This window comes from Enterococcus sp. NBRC 3427, assembly GCF_007996925.1.
GTDB lineage: Bacteria > Bacillota > Bacilli > Lactobacillales > Enterococcaceae > Enterococcus_B > Enterococcus_B lactis.
Map to the genome: position 1 here is coordinate 62165 of NZ_BJLL01000002.1, position 21886 is coordinate 84050.

The window sequence follows — 21886 nt, forward strand, 5'->3', positions numbered from 1 at the left end:
AAAATTTTTGATAACATTAGAACCAATCGAATACAAGAGGTGAAAAGATGAAATTAACGAAACGACATTTGATCCTCGTTTTGTTCCCATTATTAATTGCGATCATCATCTATGCAGGTCTAGCTGCTTCCATACCGAAAGCTGGCCCTCTGATGAAACCAGTAACTACTGTGAGAGAAGATCCAAATAAAAAAGAAAAACTTCACTACATAGCTATCGGAGATTCGCTGACTGAAGGAGTCGGAGATCAAACCAAACAAGGAGGCTTCGTTCCCCTTGTCGCAAATGATCTAAAAGACCGTTATAATTTGACTGCGGTTGAAACAGAAAACTATGGTGTAAATGGTGAACGAAGTGACCAGATCTTAAAGCGAGTAAAAACAAAAGAAGAAATTCGAAACAATATCAAAACAGCTGATTTTATCACGCTGACTGTTGGCGGAAATGATTTGATGAAAGTTATCCAAAATAATTTGTTCGGGTTAACGGTCAATTCCTTTAAAAAACCGCTGAAAAACTATCAGGAAAATGTCACAGAACTATTGGAAGAATTTCGATCCCTCAATAAAACCGCGCCAATTTATATTTTAGGCATCTACAATCCATTTTATTTGAACTTTCCTGAAATCACTGACATGCAGACCATCGTTAATAATTGGAACAAAGGAACAGAAACGGTGACGAAAAAAATGCCGAATTGCTACTTTATCCCAATCAACGACTTGCTTTATCAAGGATTGAATCAGGAAGTAGGTGTCACAGAAGAAGGCACAGATCAAACAACTAGCACGACAGAAAATCTAAATGGCATCAAAAACAATGTGCTTTACGAAGAAGATCATTTCCATCCGAATAATTTAGGTTATCAATTGATGGCAAATGCAGTGAGAGATCAGCTGATCGAGACACAAAACCAATGGCTAGAGAAGGAGGACGATTAAAAAACATGAAAACAAGATCTGGAGCAACTTCAAACAAAGCAAAGAAAACGAATTACTGGAAAGTCGCCTTTCTTATCCTTCTTGGGGTAGTACTCGGTTCGACAGTATTTTTAGGTAGCCGTATTTTTGCTAATCGGGAACCAGAACTCCCAGAAATACCTGCCCTCACGGAAAGGCAAGGCGATCCTGTCCTCACGATCAATTCAAATAAAGAAAAAGTCAATCAAATCATTAGCTTTTTCCTTAGTGAGTATCAAAAAGATAGTGATATCGAATATAAATTCTATTTGGAAAATGAAGCACTGCTCAATGGTACTTTCGAAGTATTAGGTTTTCCTATCAATTTCTATTTATATTTTGATCCTTATGTGATGGAAAATGGAAATGTCCAACTAAAAGCTAGAAGTCTTTCTATTGGAACATTAAGTTTGCCAATTAAAGATGTGATGAATATGATCAAGAGAAACTATAAATTGCCAGATTGGATCGAAGTTAATACAGATGATTTGACTATCATGCTTAGATTGGATCAATTCCGGATGCAAAACGGGATGTATATTAAAGCAGATAAAATCGACTTAGTAAATGATGACATTCGATTTAGTCTATATTTGCCAAAAGATACCTCTGATGCTTCAAACAACTCAAATACAAACAAAACTAGCAACAGCAGTACTGAAAGCAAAACAAAAGAGAACAAAAAAACATCAAATGAATAGTATTAGAGGAGGAATAATAATGGAACGAGCAATATTTGCAGGAGGCTGCTTCTGGTGCATGATCCAACCTTTCGATACGCTTCCTGGTATTCATACAGTGATGTCAGGATATACTGGAGGACACGTACCAGATCCAACTTATGAACAAGTAAAAAGCCAAACGACTGGACATACGGAAGCAGTGGAGATTATCTATGATCCAACATTGATTTCATATGAACAGTTAGTAGAACTTTACTGGCAGCAAACGGATCCGACTGATGCTTTTGGACAATTTGAGGATCGCGGCGACAATTACCGTCCGGTCATCTTTTATTTGACAGAAGAACAACGGATCATTGCTGAAAAAAGTAAGAAACAATTAGCTGAAAGTGGACGTTTCGAACAGCCAATCGTTACGAAAATCGAACCAGCCCAACCATTTTATCTAGCAGAAGAAAACCATCAAGAGTATTATAAAAAGCATCCTGAAAATTTTAAAAGAAACCATGCACGCCGGGCTGCCTTTATTGAAGAAAATTGGAGGAACGAAGGGTGAATCGAAGCTTTTTTCACTATTTAATGACACTGCGAGGCGGTGGTGTACACGATACTTTATCTATTTTTGCTACAGAAGCCGGTAAAGATATCCAATTCCCTAAGCACAGCTCTAGCTACGAAGAAATTTCTAGTTATCTAGAATTGAATGTCGACTATTTGCCATCCATGGATATTTTTGACGAAGCCTGGGAAAAATATTTAGAGAACAATCATGACTTATAAAAATTGGTTTTCCATTTATGATCCAAGCGCTTTTTGTCCAACAGTTTGATAGAAAGAATTATTTTTATTTCAGCTATCTAGTCGCATTTTTTTGATATTTTTCTTATAATAAAGAAAGAATGAAAAAACGAGGGATGGATTGATAGAGATTGACAAAAAAACAACGCTATATTGATCGCTTCTGGCTTATATTCAAATACTTACTTGTTTCTGTATTCATTGCGTTCATGTTGCGGGGATTTTTGTTCATCCCTGTACCAGTAGAAGGCAATTCAATGGAAAATGTCTTGAAACAAGGCGACATGGTTGTGATGGAAAAATTTTCGGAGATCAGACGATTTGATATTGTTGTTTTTCAATTAGCAGATGGGACGATTTATATCAAACGAGTAATTGGGCTTCCAGGAGAAAATGTTAGCTACCAAAATGATCAATTGAAGATCAATGGAAAAGTAGTGAAGGAGCCTTATCTAACTAAAAACATGAAGTCAGATCATGCAAATGCGTCCTATACGACGGACTTCACACTACAAGAACTGACGGGACAATCGAAGCTTCCCGAAGATAGTTACTTTGTACTTGGAGATAATCGAAGAGTTTCAAAAGATAGCCGCTCATTTGGTACGATCAATAAAACGGATATTTTAGGTAAAGCAAGATTCGTGTATTATCCGCTTGATGAAATAAAATGGATCCAGTGAGAAATAATAAAGAGGTTGTGACCATTCTTTTGTCACAACCTCTTTATCGTTTGGTCCAAAATCAGCATATTACCTTAGTACATAAAATCAAACAGCTCGTTTAAACACTTTTCTAGCCTCTAAAGCTTTGATAAATGAATAAACAACCGTTATTTGAATAGGAATCTGGATCATATTCCTGATAACCCTACCTAGAAAAATCACTTTGAAATCTGCACCAAACAAAACAGACATCAGCCAAGAATTGATAAAAAGGCTCACTGGAATCATAATCAATAGTTGGGCGGCGATGACGGAAAGCAGATTTATCTTTTTATGATATAAAAATAAGCCATTGATAAACCCACCAAGGAATGCTGTGATAAGAAAAGCAGCTTGAAACGTACCTGAACCAAATATTGTGAAATTCAAAGTGTTCGACAACATTTCAAGCAAACCAGCCCAGATCGGCCCATATAGATAACCCATAAGCGCCATACTTAAAAATCCGAATGTGACTTGAAAATAAGCAGGACCAATCGCTATCTTGTATAAGATGACATCAAGGGCTAATAAAAGGGCAGAAGTCGATAACAATCTTGCATTCATTTCGGGTAATCTAAAAACGTCTTTTGCAATCAAAGTGTTCAAAATATTCTCTCCTTTGTCAGTTAATAAGAAAAGGATACCATAAAATCGCCGATGTGTCATGACACCTCTGTAATTTACAAAAATAACCATCCAACGACTAACAAAAGGAGGAGAAGACTGCTTTTATAAACTGTAAAAAAGGCAATTGTACGATCGAAAAAAATAGAGGTGGAGAATACTTATCGTATCATCCATCTCTATTTTTTTGTTATAAAAACGTCAGTTTCGTTATCTGCTTACATCTTCATCCATACAGGTTCTAATGTGTTTCCATCCAAATCTTGGACTTCTAATGAAAACATTTCTTCTTCAGGGATTCCCATATCGACTTCGTGGAAAGTACCACCATTTTCTTTTGCAGTTTGAGCGAATTTTTTTACTTTATCCGCGTTGTCCATACTAAACGAAATCAAAGCGCCACTTGTTTTTTTATTATCGGCTATTTCTTTATCTTTTATAAATTTTTTATAAAAATCATGAGAGAGGAGCATCACCCAAAAAGTATCATCCCACACCATTGAACTAGCTTCTTCAGTAGAGAATTCTTCATTTTTTTTAAACCCAAGCTTTTCGTAAAAAGCAACGGAACGATTGACATCGGCAACAGGAAAATTAACAAAAACCATACTATTCATTTGTTTCGTCTCCTTTCTGCTTTGTCCGTCTATCATCTCTTATTTAGGAAACGCTGTCAAAAAATTAGGCTTGTATACAGAGATCAAAATAAAAAATTTACATCATCAAAAAAGAGAAGATGTGATAGAATGAGGACTGGTTCACTTTCACTTAACTAATAGATAGGATTTTTTTGTAATAGAAAAAAGTGAATATATATTGAAAAATAAAAAACAAGTAAAGTCGGAGAATATTCCGATATGAAAGGAATGGAGAGAACAATGACCATCCAATGGTTTCCAGGACACATGGCAAAAGCCCGACGAGAAGTTTCTGAAAAAATGAAATATGTGGACATCGTATTTGAATTGGTAGATGCACGGTTACCTTTATCTTCTCGTAATCCAATGCTAGATCAGATCATTCAGCAAAAGCCTCGGCTTGTTTTGTTGAATAAAGCGGATCTGGCAGATCCACAACAGACAAAGCTGTGGCAAGAATATTTTCGTAAGCAAGGCCACCTTGCATTAGCTATCACGGCACAAGAAAGTAAAGGAATCAAAGGGCTAGTACCTGCAGCTAAAGAAGCGTTGAAAGAAAAGCGAGCAAGAGACGCTGCTCGTGGGATCAAGCCTCGCGCTATTCGGGCAATGGTGTTGGGTATTCCGAATGTTGGAAAGTCTACGTTGATGAATCGACTAGTAGGCAAAAAAATTGCTCAGACAGGAAATAAACCAGGTGTAACAAAAGGTCAGCAGTGGCTTCGTTTGGGTAACGAGTTGGAATTGTTAGACACACCAGGGATTTTATGGCCCAAATTTGAAGATGAAGAAATCGGCAAAAAACTAGCGCTGACAGGCGCCATCAAAGACCAACTTGTCCATTTAGATGATTTGGCGATTTACGGATTGGATTTTTTTGCCCGATATTATTCAGGAAGAATCAGCGATCGTTATGGTTTGCCAATCGAGCAAGAAGAAAAATTGGCACCGGAATTGCTGATGGATATCACAGCAAAACGTGGGTATAAAGAAGACTATGATCGCGGCAGCGAATTAGTCGTGCATGATATCCGTCAAGGAAAACTTGGTCGATACACATTGGATCGTTGCGAAGAAATGGAGCAAAAAAGCGATGACTGAATCCATCCAAAGTATCAAAGAACGATTGAAAAGCATACAGAAAACAGATGATCCTACACTAGAATCATTGAGAAACGATCCACGCAAAGGCGTACAGCAAGCGCTAGTTTCTTTTGAACGACGATTGAAAAAAGAGGCATTGATCAAGGAAAAATATGAAGAAATGTTTTGCTTTGAAAAACAAGGGTACGCACAAGGTCACCAATGGATTGCCGGCATTGATGAAGTAGGAAGAGGACCGTTAGCTGGACCTGTCGTGGCAGCTGCAGTTATCTTGCCGAAAAATGAGATCATATTAGGGCTGAATGATTCAAAACAGTTATCAGAGAAAAAACGAGAACTTCTTTCTCAACAAATTCAAGAAAAAGCTTTGGCCATCGGGATCGGAATCATTGATCAGCAGACAATCGATGAAGTGAATATTTATGAAGCAAGTAAATTGGCGATGATCCAAGCAGTAGAAAACTTGTCTATTGCACCAAGCTACTTGTTGATCGATGCGATGACCTTGGATTTGCCTATACAGCAGGAAAAAATAATCAAAGGGGATGCACGATCTGTGTCGATTGCGGCTGCAAGTATCATTGCTAAAGTATATCGGGATCAATTGATGAAAGAATATGACGTGCTTTATCCTGGGTATGGTTTCTCGCATAATGCAGGCTATGGAACAAAGGAACACTTAGAAGGGCTTGAAAGACAAGGGATTACGCCAATCCATCGCAAAAGTTTTGCACCTGTAAAAAAATATTTACAATAAAAAACAGCCGCTTTTACGTATCTTATTAAAAAGAGAGACGAAAGGCGGTTTTATGATGTATCAAATAGAAGAAAATTTATTGAAACTTGCTTATGCAAAAGGAATCAGTAGCCAAGGAAAATGGGCACTTGCTAACTGGATGATGCAGTATCCTTACAAAGAAATCGGATTTGAAGACATCGTTAAGATAGGAAAAATCACCGCACACCGGGAGCTGTTCCGTACAAGTTGGCAAGAAATCCACAATAATTGGGACAAAATACAATCGAAACAGTCGTTTATTACTTGCTTTGATCCCAACTATCCCCCTCAGTTGCTTCACTTGACCTATCCGCCAATTGTTCTGTTTTACAGTGGTGACCTATCTTTACTTTCTTGTAATATGTTAAGCGTTGTTGGTGGAAGACGTACTTCTGCTTTAGCCAAAAAAACAGTGTATTATTTACTAAGACCAGTGGTAGAAGCTGGATATGTGATCGTCAGCGGCTGCGCGAAAGGGATAGATACATACAGTCACCAAGCAGCAATCTCTCATGGTGGACGGACGATCGCGGTCATTGGAACAGGGATAGAGCAAGTCTATCCTACTGAAAATCGTGACTTGCAAGAGGTGATTGCAAATGATCATCTTCTTTTGAGTGAATATCCTCCTCAATCCGGCCCGAAAAAACATCGTTTTCCAATGAGAAATCGTATTATCGCAGCTTTGTCTAAAGGAACATGTGTCTTTGAAGCCAAGAAAAAAAGCGGCTCTCTGATAACAGCACAGCAAGCATTGGATCTTGGAAGAACAGTTTTTTCTGTTCCAGGAAATATTTTAACAGAACATTCTACCGGATGTCATCATTTGATCCAAGACGGTGCAGTTTGCGCGGTTTCGGGTGAAGATATCTTGGCAGAATTTAAAGAATAACATCATACTTTTCATTTGCTTTTCTTGACAAACGTTTTCTGAATGGATATGATTAGCTACGATTTGTATGAATCCTCTTTTAATAGTAGGAACACGACAATGGAAAGGAGTCCATTCAGTAATGGCGTATAAATATTTAGTGATTGTAGAATCACCTGCAAAAGCCAAGACGATTGAGAAATATCTTGGACGAAACTATAAAGTAATGGCCAGTGTTGGTCATATAAGAGATTTACCGAAAAGTAAAATGGGTATCGATTTTGAAAACAATTATGAACCCCATTATATTTCTATACGCGGAAAAGGCGATGTCATCAAAAGCCTGAAAGCCGCAGCAAAAAAAGCTCAAAAAGTTTACTTGGCAAGTGACCCGGATAGAGAAGGAGAAGCGATTGCTTGGCGTTTAGCGTACCTACTTGGGTTGGATCTGAAAGAAAAAAATCGGGTGGTCTTCAATGAAATCACAAAAGATGCAGTCAAAGCAGCCTTTAAGGAACCAAGAACGATCGATGTAGATTTAGTAGATGCACAGCAAGCTCGTCGTACCTTAGACAGAATCGTTGGTTATTCGATCAGCCCTATTCTTTGGCGCAAAGTCAAGAAAGGGTTAAGTGCAGGACGTGTCCAATCTGTCGCTTTAAAAATTATTATTGACCGCGAAAAAGAGATTCGAGAATTTGTTCCAGAAGAATATTGGAGCATCGACGGTAATTTTAAAAAAGCTCGCAAGAAATTCAAAGCAAATTTCTGGGGAATCGACGGTAAGAAAAAGAAATTACCAGATGCACAAAGTGTAAAAGAAGTCACTGCTAGAATTGATAGAACAGACTTCGAAGTTAAAAAAGTAGAAAAGAAAGAGCGCAAAAGAAACCCTGCGAATCCTTTCACTACAAGTAGCCTGCAACAGGAAGCTGCCCGTAAATTAAACTTTCGAACAAGAAAAACCATGATGGTAGCACAACAGTTATATGAAGGAATCACTTTGGGTAAACAAGGAACAGTCGGCTTGATTACATACATGCGTACTGATTCTACCCGGATTGCCGATACAGCAAAAGCAGAGGCCGCAGCATTTATTGAAGATACGTATGGAAAAGAATTTTCTAGACATGATCACCGAAAGATCAAAAATGCTCAAGGCGCACAAGACGCCCATGAAGCTGTGCGTCCAACGAGTGTGCTTCGTACACCAGATGAACTCAAACAATATTTAGATAAAGATCAATTGAAACTTTATACATTGATCTGGTCACGTTTTGTGGCTAGTCAGATGACACCGGCTATTTTAGATACGATGAAAGTAACATTAGAACAAAATGGTGTGATCTTCATTGCGAACGGTTCAAAAATCAAATTCAAAGGATTCATGCAAGTGTATGTGGAAGGTAGAGATGACGGCAAAGAAGAGAAAGAAAATATTCTTCCAGAACTTGAAGAAGGCGATGTCGTCCAATCTGTTGATATTGAACCAAAACAGCATTTTACTCAACCACCTGCACGTTTCAGTGAGGCTACGTTGATTCGTGCACTAGAAGAAAACGGGGTAGGGCGACCTTCCACTTATGCACCAACACTTGATACGATCCAAAGACGCTACTATGTAAAATTGACACAAAAAAGATTTGAGCCGACAGAATTAGGAGAGATTGTCAATTCGCTGATCTGTGAATTCTTCCCTCAAATCGTCGATATCCATTTCACAGCAGAAATGGAAGGAGATTTGGATAAAATCGAAGAAGGCACGGAAGCGTGGGTCAAAGTAGTCGATCGTTTCTATAAACCGTTTGAAAAAGAACTGACGAATGCGGAAGAAAAAATCGAAAAAATCCAAATCAAAGATGAACCAGCAGGATTTGATTGTGATGTCTGTGGACATCCGATGGTGATAAAGTTAGGGAAATACGGGAAGTTTTATGCTTGTAGCAATTTTCCTGATTGTCGGAATACCAAACCGATCGTAAAAGAAATCGGTGTGACTTGTCCAGTATGTCATGAAGGGCAAGTTATCGAACGAAAATCTAAGAAAAACAGACTGTTCTACGGTTGTTCTCGTTTCCCAGAATGTGAATTCACTTCTTGGGATAAACCAGTGGGCAGAAATTGTCCAAAATGTGACGGATATCTGGTTGAGAAGAAAGTCAAAGGTGGCAAACAAGTAGTCTGTGTAAATGGAGACTACGAAGAAGACATCCAAAAATAATAGAAAAGAGGTTCTTTCATTGAAAATGGTAAATGTTGTTGGAGCAGGACTTGCCGGAAGTGAAGCTGCTTGGCAGATCGCACAAGCAGGAGTACCTGTCCGTTTATATGAAATGCGTCCAGTCAAATCGACTGAGGCGCATCACACAAGTAATTTTGCTGAACTAGTATGTTCCAATTCACTAAGAGGAAACAGTTTGGCTAACGCAGTAGGATTATTGAAAGAAGAAATGCGCCGATTGAATTCAGTAGTAATCACTTCGGCAGATGAAACAGCAGTGCCAGCTGGTGGTGCTTTAGCTGTTGACCGAGATTCTTTTTCTGAAACGATTACCCGAAAAGTCAAAGAGCATCCATTAGTAACAGTGATAAACGAAGAAATTACTGAAATACCAGAAGGAATCACCGTAGTAGCAACAGGACCGTTGACTTCTCATCCATTGGCAGAAAGCATCAAAGCATTCAATGGTTCAGATGGTTTTTATTTCTATGACGCAGCTGCACCGATCGTAGACAAAGCTACGATCGATATGGATAAAGTATATTTGAAGTCCCGCTATGACAAAGGAGAAGCAGCTTACTTGAACTGTCCGATGACAGAAGAGGAATTCAAAGCTTTCCATGAGGCACTAATCAATGCCGAAGTGGCAGAACTTAAATCTTTTGAAAAAGAAAAATATTTTGAAGGATGTATGCCAATCGAAGTAATGGCACAGCGTGGATTCAAAACAATGCTTTTTGGTCCTATGAAACCAGTTGGATTGGAAGATCCTAAAACTGGCAAACGTCCTTATGCTGTTATCCAGCTACGTCAAGACAATGCTGCAGCTTCTTTATACAACATCGTGGGCTTCCAAACTCACTTGAAATGGGGCGAGCAAAAACGTGTTTTTCGGATGATTCCTGGATTGGAAAATGCTGAATTCGTTCGCTATGGTGTTATGCACCGAAATAGCTTTATGAATTCGCCAGAATTACTGAAACCGACGTATCAATCAACAAAACGCGAAGATTTGTTCTTTGCAGGTCAGATGACTGGTGTAGAAGGCTATGTTGAAAGTGCAGCAAGCGGATTACTTGCTGGAATCAATGCCGCACGCTTAGCAAAAGAAATGGAACCAGTCGAGTTTCCACAAGAAACTGCTATTGGGAGCATGGCTTACTACATTACTCATGCGGAAGGAAAACATTTCCAACCAATGAATGCCAACTACGGTCTGTTTCCTGAATTGCCGGAACGCATACGAGACAAAAAAGCAAGATATGAAGCAATTGCCCAACGTGCTTTAAAAGCGAATGAGACAATAAAAAAAGAATTAGAAAAAACAGCAGTCCCAAATGAGTGAGCAAGCTCGATGAAGAGGGTGAGACGGATAGTCTCGCTCTTTTTCTTGCGTTTTTCTTAAGGATTTCTCAAACAAAATGTGAGGAATTGCATTAATTGTGAACAAACTTAGAAATATTGGTTAAATTCTGACAATTTATTTGTCTTTTTGTAGACGCTGTGCTAAATTATTCTCTGGGACAAAAGGAAGGTGAGAAAATGACGGAAGCCACGTGGGAACAAAAATTTTTGCGTTATTTGATTGTCGAAAGAGGATATTCAGAAAAAACGAAAGAAGCATATGAAGAAGATATTCTCCATTTTAAACATTTCTTGGAGGAATCTGGAGACGCTGATCTGCTGAAGGCGGAATACTTTACGGTTCGTGTCTATTTGAGTGCATTAGCTGATCATCGCCCTAGCTATAGCAGAAACTCTATCAGTCGCAAGATAGCTAGCCTACGTTCGTTTTATCAGTACCTTCTCAAAGAAGAAGTGATAAAAGAAAATCCATTTTCTTACGTTCATCTCAAAAAGAAAAATTTGAGATTGCCGCGCTTTTTTTATGAAAATGAAATGCAAGCACTTTTTGACAGCGTAGCAGGAGACAGTCCTCTAGATTTGAGGAACCGCGCTTTGCTGGAAGTCCTTTACGGATCTGGTATCCGTTTAAGCGAGTGTAGTAATCTGTTGGTATCAGACATTGATTTTGATTCAGAGGTCATGTTGATTCATGGTAAAGGAAACAAGGAGAGATACGCGCCTCTAGGTTCTTTTGCCCAAGATGCTCTACAAGAATATTTCACAGAAGGCCGTCAGGTATTGATGACAAAATATCACGAAGAGCATGATATTGTTTTTGTGAATCATCATGGAAAACCAATCACGCCTACTGGTATTGAATATGTCTTGAATCAGATGATCAAAAAAAGCAGCTTGGATAGCGATATCCATCCCCACATGCTGCGCCATACATTCGCCACTCATTTATTAAATAATGGGGCAGATTTGCGGACAGTCCAAGAATTGTTAGGACATGCCAATTTATCAACTACCCAGATCTATGCCCATGTAACAAAAGAAAGTTTACAAAAAAACTATCGTTCATTCCATCCAAGAGCGTAAAATAAGAAAAAGAACAAATTTAGGAGGAAACAAACATGGTCGAATCACCATTTCATTCAACCACAATCTGTGCTGTCGAAAAAGACGGAAAATTTGCCATGGCTGGAGATGGCCAAGTAACAATGGGTGAATCTGTTGTCATGAAAGGTACAGCAAAGAAAGTACGACGTATCTACAATGGAGAGGTCGTTGTAGGTTTCGCCGGAAGTGTCGCAGATGCGTTTACTTTAGAAGAAAAATTTGAAGGCAAACTGAACGAATACAATGGAAATCTGCAACGTGCAGCTGTTGAATTAGCTCAAGAATGGCGGACACAGCAATCTATGCAAAAACTTGAAGCGATGCTGATCGTAATGAATGATAAAGAAATGCTTCTTGTTTCAGGTACAGGAGAAGTGATTACGCCAGATGATGGCATCTTAGCTATCGGATCAGGCGGGAATTTTGCGTTGGCCGCAGCCCGAGCAATGAAAAATTATGCTCAAAATGACATGAGTGCGAAAGAAATTGCAGAAAATGCGTTAAATATTGCCGCAGACATCTGTATCTTTACTAATCATAATATTATCGTAGAAGAACTGTAAGAGGTGAGTAAATATGTATGAATTGAAACAAACACCAAGACAAATCGTAAGTGAATTAGACGAGTACATCGTAGGACAGCATGCAGCAAAAAAATCTGTTGCCGTCGCTTTGCGTAACCGCTACCGCCGTTTGCAGTTAGATGAAAAAATGCAACAAGATATTACACCTAAAAATATGCTGATGATCGGACCTACAGGGGTCGGTAAAACAGAAATCGCGCGACGTTTGGCCAAAATCGTCAATGCACCATTTGTCAAAGTCGAAGCAACAAAATTTACTGAAGTCGGTTATGTTGGAAGAGATGTAGAGTCAATGGTCCGGGATTTAGTAGAAAATGCGATCCAAATCGTAGAAAAAGAGCAATACAGCCGTGTATACACAAGTGCTAAAAAAAATGCTGAAAAACGTTTGGTAAAAATCTTAGTGCCTGGTATAAAAAAAGAACAGAAACAATCCACTAATCAATTTGAACAAATGATGAATCTTTTTAATGCTAGTCAGCAAAACAACGCTGAACCACAAGAAGAAGTGACAGAAGATATTCGGATCAACCGCCGTACAGTTTTGGAACAACTACAAAAGGGATTACTGGACAATCGTGAAGTAACCATTGAAGTCGAAGATCAAAAGAAACCTGCACCAATGATGAACAATGGATTGGAGCAAATGGGGATCGACCTAAATGAAACGTTAGGTGCTCTAACACCGAAGAAAAAAGTGGAACGGACGGTAACAGTCAAAGAAGCTTTAGAGTTATTAATCAAAGAAGAATCAGCAAAACTAGTCAAGGATGCTGATATCCATAGTGAGGCAATCAAATTAGCGGAAGAAAGCGGGATTATCTTTATCGATGAAATCGATAAGATTACTTCTAAATCACAGCAATCTGGAGAAGTATCCAGAGAAGGCGTCCAAAGAGACATATTGCCAATTGTCGAAGGTTCACAAGTAAACACAAAATACGGGATCATCCAAACAGATCACGTTCTATTCATTGCTTCAGGAGCTTTCCATTTGTCTAAACCAAGTGATCTAATTCCAGAACTTCAAGGACGCTTCCCAATACGGGTAGAATTAGATGATTTGACAGCTGAAGATTTTGTGAAAATTCTGACTGAACCGAATAATGCTTTAATAAAACAATATGTAGCATTGATTGGTACAGAAAATGTGTCAGTTACATTTACAAAAGAAGCAATTGAACGGATCGCTCAAATTGCTTTCGATGTCAATCGTGACACAGATAATATCGGTGCACGTAGACTGCATACTATTTTGGAAAAACTATTAGAAGACCTATTATTTGAAGCACCAGATATGCAAATGGGTGAAATAACGATTACAGAAGCATACGTTGATGACAAACTTGGCTCAATTGCGGCAAATGAAGATTTAAGTCGCTATATTTTATAAAATCGGAGGACGACAATGACAGACTTGCTAACGAAAACCCGCAAGATAAACACACTTTTGCAGCAAAAGAATACTTTTAACATGCAAGCAGATTTGCCTTACGATAAAATGGCTGTCACATTAGGTGGTATTCTTGACAGCAACACCTATATCATAGGAAGTGACGGAGTATTACTAGGTTATAATGAACGCCACGATGTGAATAATGAACGAATCAACACAATGTTTGTTGAGAAACAATTCCCTGAATCTTACACTGATACAGTGGCACAGCTGATGAAAACTGAAGCTAATATCCCGATTACAAGTGATATTACTGCGTTTCCGGTAGAGTCAAGAGAAAAATACCCATTTGGTTTGACGACTGTCGTTCCAATCTTTGAAGCTGGCGAACGTCTGGGGACGATCATTTTATCTCGCATGGAACAATCGTTTGCAGATGACGATCTCGTATTAGCAGAATATGGAGCTACGGTTGTCGGTATGCAGATCCTTTATCAGAAGTCTCGAAGTATCGAAGCTGATGTACGGAGTGCTACGGCTGTTCAAATGGCAATCAACACATTGTCTTACAGCGAGTTAAAGGCTGTACAAGCCATTTTTGAAGCATTGGATGGAGATGAAGGACGTTTGACTGCTTCTAATATCGCCGATAGCATCGGAATCACTCGTTCTGTGATCGTCAATGCTTTACGAAAATTGGAATCAGCTGGAATCATTGAATCTCGCTCGTTAGGTATGAAGGGAACTTATTTAAAAGTATTGAATTCCCGTTTTAAAGACGAATTGGCAAAACATAGTTATTAGAAACAAGGGGACTGGGGCGGATACAGATGTTTGCTCCAGCCTTCCCATTTTAAAAAGTAAGTCGAAGTTGGAGGAATGGCAATGACTGTTATTATTCAAAATGACCAGCTGATCGCTGAAATCGCTGAACACGGTGCGGAATTGATCAGTTTAAAATCAAAAGAACACGGTTTAGAGTATATCTGGCAAGGTGATCCAGCGTATTGGGGCAGACATGCACCAGTTTTATTCCCTTTTGTTGGACGTTTAAAAGATGACCAGTATGTTTATCAAGGGAAAACATATCAAATGGGACAACATGGATTTGCCCGAGATATGGATTTTGAAGTCATTGAACATGGACAAGAAATGGCTAGTTTCATCTTGCGGAGTACACCGGAGACATTAGAAAAATATCCTTTTGATTTTGAATTAGTGATTAGTTATGAATTAGGAGGAGACGGTATCACGGTCCATTACCAAGTAGCAAATACAGGTGAAGAAGAAATGTTCTTTTCTATCGGTGGACATCCTGCTTTCAATGTACCTCTAGAAGAAGGATTGTCATTCGAAGACTTTTATCTAGCATTTTCTCCATTGAAATCAAGATTACGCCTGCCTTTGAAAGGTCCATTCATTGATATGGATCAAAAGACGTTAGGACAGACAAATACGAATCTGGCTTTGAATCGTGAACTTTTTGATCAAGATGCATTGGTCTTTGAAACAAGAGGACTAAATGCGTACGCCATTCGGAGTGAAAAATCTTACCATAGCATAACTTTAAGCTATAAAGATATGCCTTATGTAGGAATCTGGTCTCCTTATCCAAAAGAAGCCCCTTTCGTGTGTATCGAACCATGGTGTGGAATTGCTGACACGGTGAATAGCAGTGGAAACTTGATGGAAAAAGTAGGAATCAATCAACTAGGTGCCCATGAAATCTTCAAGACAAAATATTCGATCACAGTGAAGTAAGAGGGTGTAAAAAAGCTATTCTACATCAAGTAATAAGAGGTTGTGACAGAAGTGGTTAGCTTCTGGAACACCGTTTGTTCGAAAAAAGGGAGTGTGACATGGATTTGTCACACTCCTGTTTTATCTCTTTGGACTGAAAAAGTGTCAGGATTTTTTCTTGCTGCTGTTCAAACCAAATGGGATTCGACTTTCCGTATGGTTTCTGATACGCTTGATATTGTCTTTATGACGATAGAAGATAAAGGAAGAGACTAAAAAGGCAATGATCGTCAGCAACCAATTGGGCTTAGCCAAAATCACAGGAGCTACATAAGGAAGGACGATCGTGGATAAAGTGATCAACGCTGCACTGATCATACTGCTCAAACTCACCATACTTGTACAAAATAGACTAACGATAAAAATGATACAGGAATAAACAAAAAATACAGGATTAAATCCTAAAAGCATTCCTGCACTTGTCGCAACAGCTTTTCCTCCTTTAAACCCAGCAAATATCGGAAATGTATGACCAAGAATCGCACATACCCCAAACCAAAGAGGGTTAATCCCAGAAAGGTGAAAAATCATCGGCAGACAAGTAGCCAATGTACCCTTTAAAATATCCATAAGAAGGACAACGATCCCGGCGGTTTTGCCTAATACCCGAAATGTATTGGTGGTTCCAGTATTACCGCTCCCATGTTGCCGGATATCTTTTTTGAAAAACAATTTGCCGATCCAGACACCGGAAGGAATAGAACCTAAAAGATATGCTAAAATAAGTAATAAGATCAATTTCATTTTTTACCCTCTCTCAAGTTGAAAACTATCCTTTATTTTAGCATGAATAGGTAACAGGAACAATTGAAAAAATGAAAGATAGAAGTATAATAGATGAAATAAAAAGAAAAGCAAGGGGTGACAGAAATGTCTATAAAAAATCCAACACAAGAAACGATTTTTAACTATTTGAAAGAAGCAAAAAATATTGCCGTCGTAGGCTTGAGCAATAAACCAGAGCGAACAAGTTACATGGTTGCACAGGTATTGCAAGACAATGGATATAAAATCATACCAGTAAATCCATTATTGGCTGGTGAAGAAATTCTAGGAGAGAAAGTCTATGCAAATTTAACAGAAATCGATGATCCAATCGATATCGTAGATGTATTTAGACGGAGCGAATTTTTACCTGAAGTAGCAGCTGATTTTTTGAAAACCGATGCTAAAGTGTTTTGGGCACAACTAGGGATCGAAAACGAAGAAGCAGATGAGATGCTAAGAAAAGCAGGACGCACAGACATCGTAATGGATCGTTGTATCAAGATTGAACTTGGTAAGTTGAAAGAAAACCAAAAATAAAAATGACCACAAAGAAGAGATGATCGATAGAGAGGAATGTCGAAAAAGCGGTTAGGAGATAATTAAAATTGATTTCTCATCTAACCTCTTTTTTTTCACGACCTTTTCTAGTATGATAATCGTGGTGCGGTTTTGCCGCAAAGTATTATTGAAGGAGCGTTTGCCTTGGCAAAAAAAGTAAACAACGAATATAATGACTCGTCCATCCAAGTATTGGAAGGATTAGAGGCAGTTAGAAAAAGACCAGGGATGTACATTGGATCCACTGACAGCCGAGGCTTGCATCATTTAGTCTATGAAATCGTCGATAATGCAGTTGATGAAGCATTATCAGGATATGGCAGTGAGATTGACGTGACCATCCATGAAGACAATAGTATAACTGTTGCAGATAGCGGACGCGGGATGCCTGTAGGGATGCATGCTTCCGGAATCCCAACAGTTGAAGTGATTTTTACTGTGCTGCATGCTGGCGGAAAGTTTGGCCAAGGAGGGTACAAAACTTCTGGTGGACTTCACGGTGTAGGAGCCAGTGTGGTAAATGCCTTATCGAAATGGCTGACTGTAACAATCGTTAGAGATGGCGTAGAGTATCAGCAGAAATTTAAAAACGGCGGTAAACCTGACGGTACGTTGAAAAAGATAGGAAAAACAAAAAAAGCAAACGGGACGATTGTCCATTTTTTACCAGATGATACGATATTCAGTACAACGAAATTTTCATATGAAATTTTAGCCGAACGGTTAAGAGAATCTGCCTTTCTTCTAAAAGGCGTTAAAATCTCACTTTCTGATCTTCGGGGAGAAGAACCAGTCAAGGAAGTTTTCCATTATGAAGAAGGAATCAAAGAATTTGTTGATTACCTGAATGAAGAAAAAGATACATTGACACCGGTCGTTTATTTTTCAGGAGAAAAAGAAGGTATCGAAGTAGAGGTCGCTTATCAATACAATGACGGGTATTCAGAAAATGTCTTATCTTTTGTCAATAATGTTCGAACAAAAGATGGTGGAACCCATGAAGCTGGAATGAAAGCGGCAATGACGAAATCTTATAACGAATATGCGAGAAAAGTCGGCTTGCTGAAAGAACGGGACAAGAATCTGGAAGGTAGTGATTTCAGAGAAGGATTAGCTGCTGTTCTCTCTATCCGTGTACCTGAAAATCTTCTGCAATTTGAAGGCCAAACAAAAGAAAAACTTGGTACGCCAGTTGCTCGTACCGTAGTAGATAACGTCATCAGTGAACAAATGGGCTTTTATTTGCAGGAAAATAGCGAAATGAGCCAGATGTTGGTCCGTAAAGCAATCAAAGCGAGAGAAGCGAGAGAAGCAGCACGTAAAGCCAGAGAAGAAAGCCGAAATGGGAAGAAGCGTAAAAAAGGCGAATCTCTTCTTTCAGGAAAATTGACACCCGCACAATCCCGAAACCCTAAGAAAAATGAATTGTATTTAGTCGAAGGGGATTCTGCCGGCGGATCTGCTAAACAAGGAAGAGACAGAAAGTTCCAAGCAATTCTACCTTTACGAGGAAAAGTCATCAATACCGAAAAAGCTAAAATGCAAGATATCTTGAAAAATGAAGAAATCAATACGATGATCTATACGATTGGTGCAGGAGTCGGCCCTGAATTTTCTATCGAAGACTGTAATTACGACAAAGTAATCATCATGACCGATGCGGATACAGACGGCGCCCATATTCAAGTATTACTGCTTACTTTCTTTTATCGTTATATGAAACCGCTGATTGAAGCTGGGAAAGTATATATCGCGTTACCGCCTTTATATAAAGTATCCAAAGGACAAGGGAAGAAGCAAGTCATTGAATATGCGTGGACAGATGACGAATTGGCAGCAATGATTAAAAAAGTCGGCAAAGGATATATGCTACAGCGATATAAAGGACTTGGAGAGATGAATGCGGAACAATTGTGGGAAACAACGATGGATCCAACTTCCCGTACGTTGATCCGCGTCCGTATCGACGATGCTGCGCAAGCTGAGCGTCGAGTAACCACACTAATGGGTGACAAAGTAGAACCTCGAAGAAAATGGATCGAAAATCACGTACAATTTACGTTGGAAGAAGATGGCAGTATCTTAGATAAAAAAGAGGATGCTGAAATCTCTCCTTCAGTTTCTAATGAATTATTAGATGAAGAACGAGCAGATAAAAACGAAGACAATCAGTTATTTGAAGTAGAATAGGAGGTCACCTGATGGAAAATCGACAAGAAGTACAAGAATTAACTTTAGAAGAAGTGATGGGTGACCGCTTCGGACGTTATTCCAAATATATTATCCAAGAACGTGCACTGCCTGATATCCGTGATGGATTGAAACCAGTGCAACGCCGGATATTATTTGCCATGAACAAAGATGGCAACACGTATGACAAAGGATTCCGTAAATCAGCAAAATCTGTCGGAAATATCATGGGGAATTATCATCCTCATGGTGACAGCAGTATTTATGAAGCGATGGTCCGCATGAGCCAAGATTGGAAGTTGCGGGAAGTACTGATCGAAATGCACGGGAATAACGGGAGTATGGACGGTGATCCACCTGCTGCGATGCGTTATACTGAAGCCAGATTATCCAAGTTAAGTGGAGAGATGCTAGCAGATATCGAAAAAGAAACAGTCGATCTCGTGTGGAATTTTGATGATACAGAAAAAGAACCAACAGTTCTTCCCGCTCGATACCCAAACCTTCTAGTCAATGGATCGACAGGTATATCTGCTGGATATGCGACAGAGATCCCGACTCATAACTTAGCTGAAGTGATTGACGGCACAATCTATATGATCGACCATCCACAAGCAAGCCTTGAAAAATTGATGGAATATATTCCTGGACCTGACTTTCCAACAGGAGGGATCTTGCAAGGAAAAGATGAAATCAAAAAAGCTTATGAAACAGGGCGAGGAAAAGTTATTCTTCGTTCGAAAACAAAGATAGAAGCAATGAAGGGCAATAAACAGCAAATCGTGATCACTGAAATCCCATATGAAGTAAATAAAGCGACATTGGTGAAAAAAATGGATGAGATCCGTTTGAATAAGAAAATCGATGGAATAGCTGAAGTACGAGATGAAAGTGATAGAACTGGTCTGCAAATTGTCGTTGAATTGAAAAAAGACGCCAATGCTCAAGGAATTTTGAATTATTTGTTCAAAAACACTGAGCTACAGATCAATTACAATTTCAATATGGTCGCTATCGATCATATGACTCCGCATCAAGTTGGACTGAAAGACATTTTAAGAAGTTATATCGAGCATCGAAAGCAAGTCATAACAAAACGCAGCCAATTCGATTTAGCCAAAGCTCAAAAAAGACAGCATATCGTAGAAGGACTGATGAAAGCTTTATCGATTCTGGATGAAGTAATCGCAACGATTCGTGAAAGTAAAGACAAAAGAGACGCCAAAAAGAATTTAGTCGACGTTTTCCAATTTACAGAAGAACAAGCAGAAGCAATCGTCACATTGCAACTATATCGTTTGACGAACACAGATATCACAGAGCTTCAAAAGGAATCTGAAAGCTTGATTGCACAAATCACAGAGTTGAATAAAATCCTTTCAAACGACAAAGAGCTTTTCTCTGTTATGAAAAAAGAATTGCGAGAAGTGAAAAAAAATTACTCTTCCGCTCGTCTGACGACAATCGAAGACGAAATCGAAGAAATCAAAATTGATACGCAAGTTTTAGTGGCGCAAGAAGACGTAATCGTCAGTGTGACACGAGAAGGCTATGTGAAGCGAACAAGCCTTCGTTCTTATAGTGCTTCCAAACCAGAAGAAATCGGGATGCGAGAAGGCGACTACTTGCTGTACTCAGGTGAATTGAGCACATTGGACCATGTTCTTCTGATTACGAATAAAGCAAATGTGATCTACCGTCCTGTTCATGAACTACCCGATTTGAAATGGAAAGATGCTGGCGAACACATTTCTCAAACAATCTCCAATCTGTCTGTAGATGAATCGATCTTAGCTGTTTTCCCATATCAAAAAATCCAAGCAGAGAAAACATTTGTATTCATCAGTAAGAATGGATTGATCAAGCAAACACGAATGACAGAGTTCGAACCATGGCGCACCTACAAGAGCCGTCCGCTCAGCTGTATGAAGCTAAAGGCGGAAGAAGATGAACTTATTGCTGTATATCTGAAAGAAGATCAGCCAGGCCTAGATGTGTTCTTAGTAACGCATCAAGGAATGGGCTTGCGCTATCCTTTAACAGATGTTCCCGTTGTTGGAGCAAAGGCAGCTGGAGTGAAGTCTATGAATTTGAAAGATGGAGATAGGATTGTCAATGGGCTGCTTGTGTTAGCAGACGGAGATACGCCGATCGTAATCGTTACTCAGCGAGGAGCCGTGAAACGCATGCTTGCTCAAGAAATCAGCCAAACTTCACGTGCGAAGCGGGGAGTGACGGTCATGCGTGAGCTGAAAAAAAATCCGCACCGTATTATCTATATGTCGGAAGGAAGATCAAAAGAAATAACCTTGATGAATCAAAAAGGACAACAGATAACGATTGATCCAACGGATTTTCCTATAGGTGATCGAACATCGAATGGTTCGTTTGCTATGGACGCGAAAAAAGGTGGAGAAGTCATCGAAGTCATCGATGCTCCTGAGATTTTCATCGAATCATAACTGTTATGGTATTTTAATGAAGAGGCACCATCTGTATTAATACAGATGGTGCCTCTTTTTCATTCATTTTTAATAAATCCTTATACGTTTGCAAAAAAAGATGAAAGTGTTCACAATGCTTAAATATTGGTATATCAACGTTACTTGCAATATACATAGATAAAACATAAAAATTGTTAAATAAAAAACAAGAAAACCCTTGCAAAGATAAGGTGCTGTGTTATACTAATCACGTAAAAACTGTTACATAAAACAGAAATTTAGGAGGTCCATACA

General features: G+C 39.0%; 21 protein-coding genes. 18 read left to right on the plus strand and 3 right to left on the minus strand.

What is annotated here, in order from left to right:
* Window positions 1–47 precede the first annotated feature (47 nt).
* From ESP02_RS00800 to lepB, 5 genes are all read left to right on the plus strand, one after another.
* On the plus strand, window positions 48–941 hold the full coding sequence (locus ESP02_RS00800) for an SGNH/GDSL hydrolase family protein (protein ID WP_010732778.1): 894 nt from the start codon (window positions 48–50) through the stop codon (window positions 939–941).
* Window positions 942–946: 5 nt separating this feature from the next.
* Window positions 947–1660 carry a YpmS family protein gene (locus ESP02_RS00805; RefSeq protein WP_010732777.1) on the plus strand — a complete coding sequence of 238 codons (714 nt, stop codon included), beginning with the start codon at window positions 947–949 and terminating at the stop codon, window positions 1658–1660.
* A 19-nt stretch (window positions 1661–1679) separates the two neighbouring features.
* Entirely contained in the window at window positions 1680–2198 is a 519-nt protein-coding gene (gene msrA / locus ESP02_RS00810; protein ID WP_038398835.1) for a peptide-methionine (S)-S-oxide reductase MsrA, read from the plus strand.
* The gene (locus tag ESP02_RS00815; RefSeq protein ID WP_002290200.1) at window positions 2195–2422 is read left to right on the plus strand and encodes a YozE family protein; all 228 of its coding nucleotides are present in this window, start codon (window positions 2195–2197) and stop codon (window positions 2420–2422) included. The genes msrA and ESP02_RS00815 overlap by 4 nt, the downstream gene beginning before the upstream one ends.
* 149 nt (window positions 2423–2571) lie before the next feature.
* Window positions 2572–3123, plus strand: coding sequence for a signal peptidase I (gene lepB, locus ESP02_RS00820; RefSeq protein ID WP_002290203.1), 552 nt, complete (start codon window positions 2572–2574; stop codon window positions 3121–3123).
* An 87-nt stretch (window positions 3124–3210) separates the two neighbouring features.
* Here lepB and ESP02_RS00825 read toward each other — a convergent pair whose 3' ends face one another.
* A complete protein-coding gene (locus ESP02_RS00825; RefSeq protein WP_038398837.1) occupies window positions 3211–3753 on the minus strand; it encodes a folate family ECF transporter S component in 543 nt (180 codons plus the stop codon).
* A 236-nt stretch (window positions 3754–3989) separates the two neighbouring features.
* Complete coding sequence (locus ESP02_RS00830) at window positions 3990–4388, minus strand: VOC family protein (protein WP_010732773.1); 399 nt, start codon at window positions 4386–4388, stop codon at window positions 3990–3992.
* Window positions 4389–4649: 261 nt separating this feature from the next.
* Between ESP02_RS00830 and ylqF the strand changes: the two genes are divergently transcribed.
* From ylqF to ESP02_RS00880, 10 genes are all read left to right on the plus strand, one after another.
* On the plus strand, window positions 4650–5510 hold the full coding sequence (ylqF, locus tag ESP02_RS00835) for a ribosome biogenesis GTPase YlqF (RefSeq protein WP_002309567.1): 861 nt from the start codon (window positions 4650–4652) through the stop codon (window positions 5508–5510).
* Window positions 5503–6270: a ribonuclease HII gene (locus ESP02_RS00840; protein ID WP_038398839.1), complete on the plus strand. Its 768-nt coding sequence runs from the start codon at window positions 5503–5505 to the stop codon at window positions 6268–6270. The genes ylqF and ESP02_RS00840 overlap by 8 nt, the downstream gene beginning before the upstream one ends.
* 55 nt (window positions 6271–6325) lie before the next feature.
* Window positions 6326–7183, plus strand: a complete 858-nt coding sequence (dprA, locus tag ESP02_RS00845) for a DNA-processing protein DprA (protein WP_038398841.1) — start codon at window positions 6326–6328, stop codon at window positions 7181–7183.
* A 121-nt stretch (window positions 7184–7304) separates the two neighbouring features.
* A complete protein-coding gene (topA, locus tag ESP02_RS00850) occupies window positions 7305–9383 on the plus strand; it encodes a type I DNA topoisomerase (protein WP_146925970.1) in 2079 nt (692 codons plus the stop codon).
* Entirely contained in the window at window positions 9352–10728 is a 1377-nt protein-coding gene (gene trmFO, locus ESP02_RS00855; protein WP_002372288.1) for an FADH(2)-oxidizing methylenetetrahydrofolate--tRNA-(uracil(54)-C(5))-methyltransferase TrmFO, read from the plus strand. Before topA ends, trmFO begins: the two co-directional genes overlap by 32 nt.
* A gap of 197 nt (window positions 10729–10925) precedes the next feature.
* Window positions 10926–11831: a tyrosine recombinase XerC gene (gene xerC / locus ESP02_RS00860; protein WP_002290220.1), complete on the plus strand. Its 906-nt coding sequence runs from the start codon at window positions 10926–10928 to the stop codon at window positions 11829–11831.
* Window positions 11832–11866: 35 nt separating this feature from the next.
* Window positions 11867–12415, plus strand: a complete 549-nt coding sequence (gene hslV, locus ESP02_RS00865; RefSeq protein ID WP_002288419.1) for an HslVU peptidase proteolytic subunit — start codon at window positions 11867–11869, stop codon at window positions 12413–12415.
* 13 nt (window positions 12416–12428) lie between these two features.
* A complete protein-coding gene (hslU, locus tag ESP02_RS00870) occupies window positions 12429–13829 on the plus strand; it encodes an ATP-dependent protease ATPase subunit HslU (protein WP_002290222.1) in 1401 nt (466 codons plus the stop codon).
* A 15-nt stretch (window positions 13830–13844) separates the two neighbouring features.
* On the plus strand, window positions 13845–14636 hold the full coding sequence (gene codY / locus ESP02_RS00875; protein WP_146925972.1) for a GTP-sensing pleiotropic transcriptional regulator CodY: 792 nt from the start codon (window positions 13845–13847) through the stop codon (window positions 14634–14636).
* Between the two features lie 81 nt (window positions 14637–14717).
* Window positions 14718–15593 (plus strand): aldose 1-epimerase family protein, encoded by an 876-nt coding sequence (locus ESP02_RS00880; protein WP_002290227.1) that lies wholly within the window; start codon window positions 14718–14720, stop codon window positions 15591–15593.
* Between the two features lie 144 nt (window positions 15594–15737).
* Here the strand turns inward: ESP02_RS00880 and plsY are convergent, their stop codons facing one another.
* Window positions 15738–16376: a glycerol-3-phosphate 1-O-acyltransferase PlsY gene (gene plsY, locus ESP02_RS00885; protein ID WP_010732769.1), complete on the minus strand. Its 639-nt coding sequence runs from the start codon at window positions 16374–16376 to the stop codon at window positions 15738–15740.
* Between the two features lie 126 nt (window positions 16377–16502).
* Between plsY and ESP02_RS00890 the strand changes: the two genes are divergently transcribed.
* From ESP02_RS00890 to parC, 3 genes are all read left to right on the plus strand, one after another.
* Window positions 16503–16937 carry a CoA-binding protein gene (locus tag ESP02_RS00890; protein ID WP_010732768.1) on the plus strand — a complete coding sequence of 145 codons (435 nt, stop codon included), beginning with the start codon at window positions 16503–16505 and terminating at the stop codon, window positions 16935–16937.
* 165 nt (window positions 16938–17102) lie between these two features.
* A complete protein-coding gene (parE, locus tag ESP02_RS00895; protein WP_002329105.1) occupies window positions 17103–19148 on the plus strand; it encodes a DNA topoisomerase IV subunit B in 2046 nt (681 codons plus the stop codon).
* An 11-nt stretch (window positions 19149–19159) separates the two neighbouring features.
* Window positions 19160–21610 carry a DNA topoisomerase IV subunit A gene (gene parC / locus ESP02_RS00900; protein WP_002372301.1) on the plus strand — a complete coding sequence of 817 codons (2451 nt, stop codon included), beginning with the start codon at window positions 19160–19162 and terminating at the stop codon, window positions 21608–21610.
* Window positions 21611–21886 lie beyond the last annotated feature (276 nt).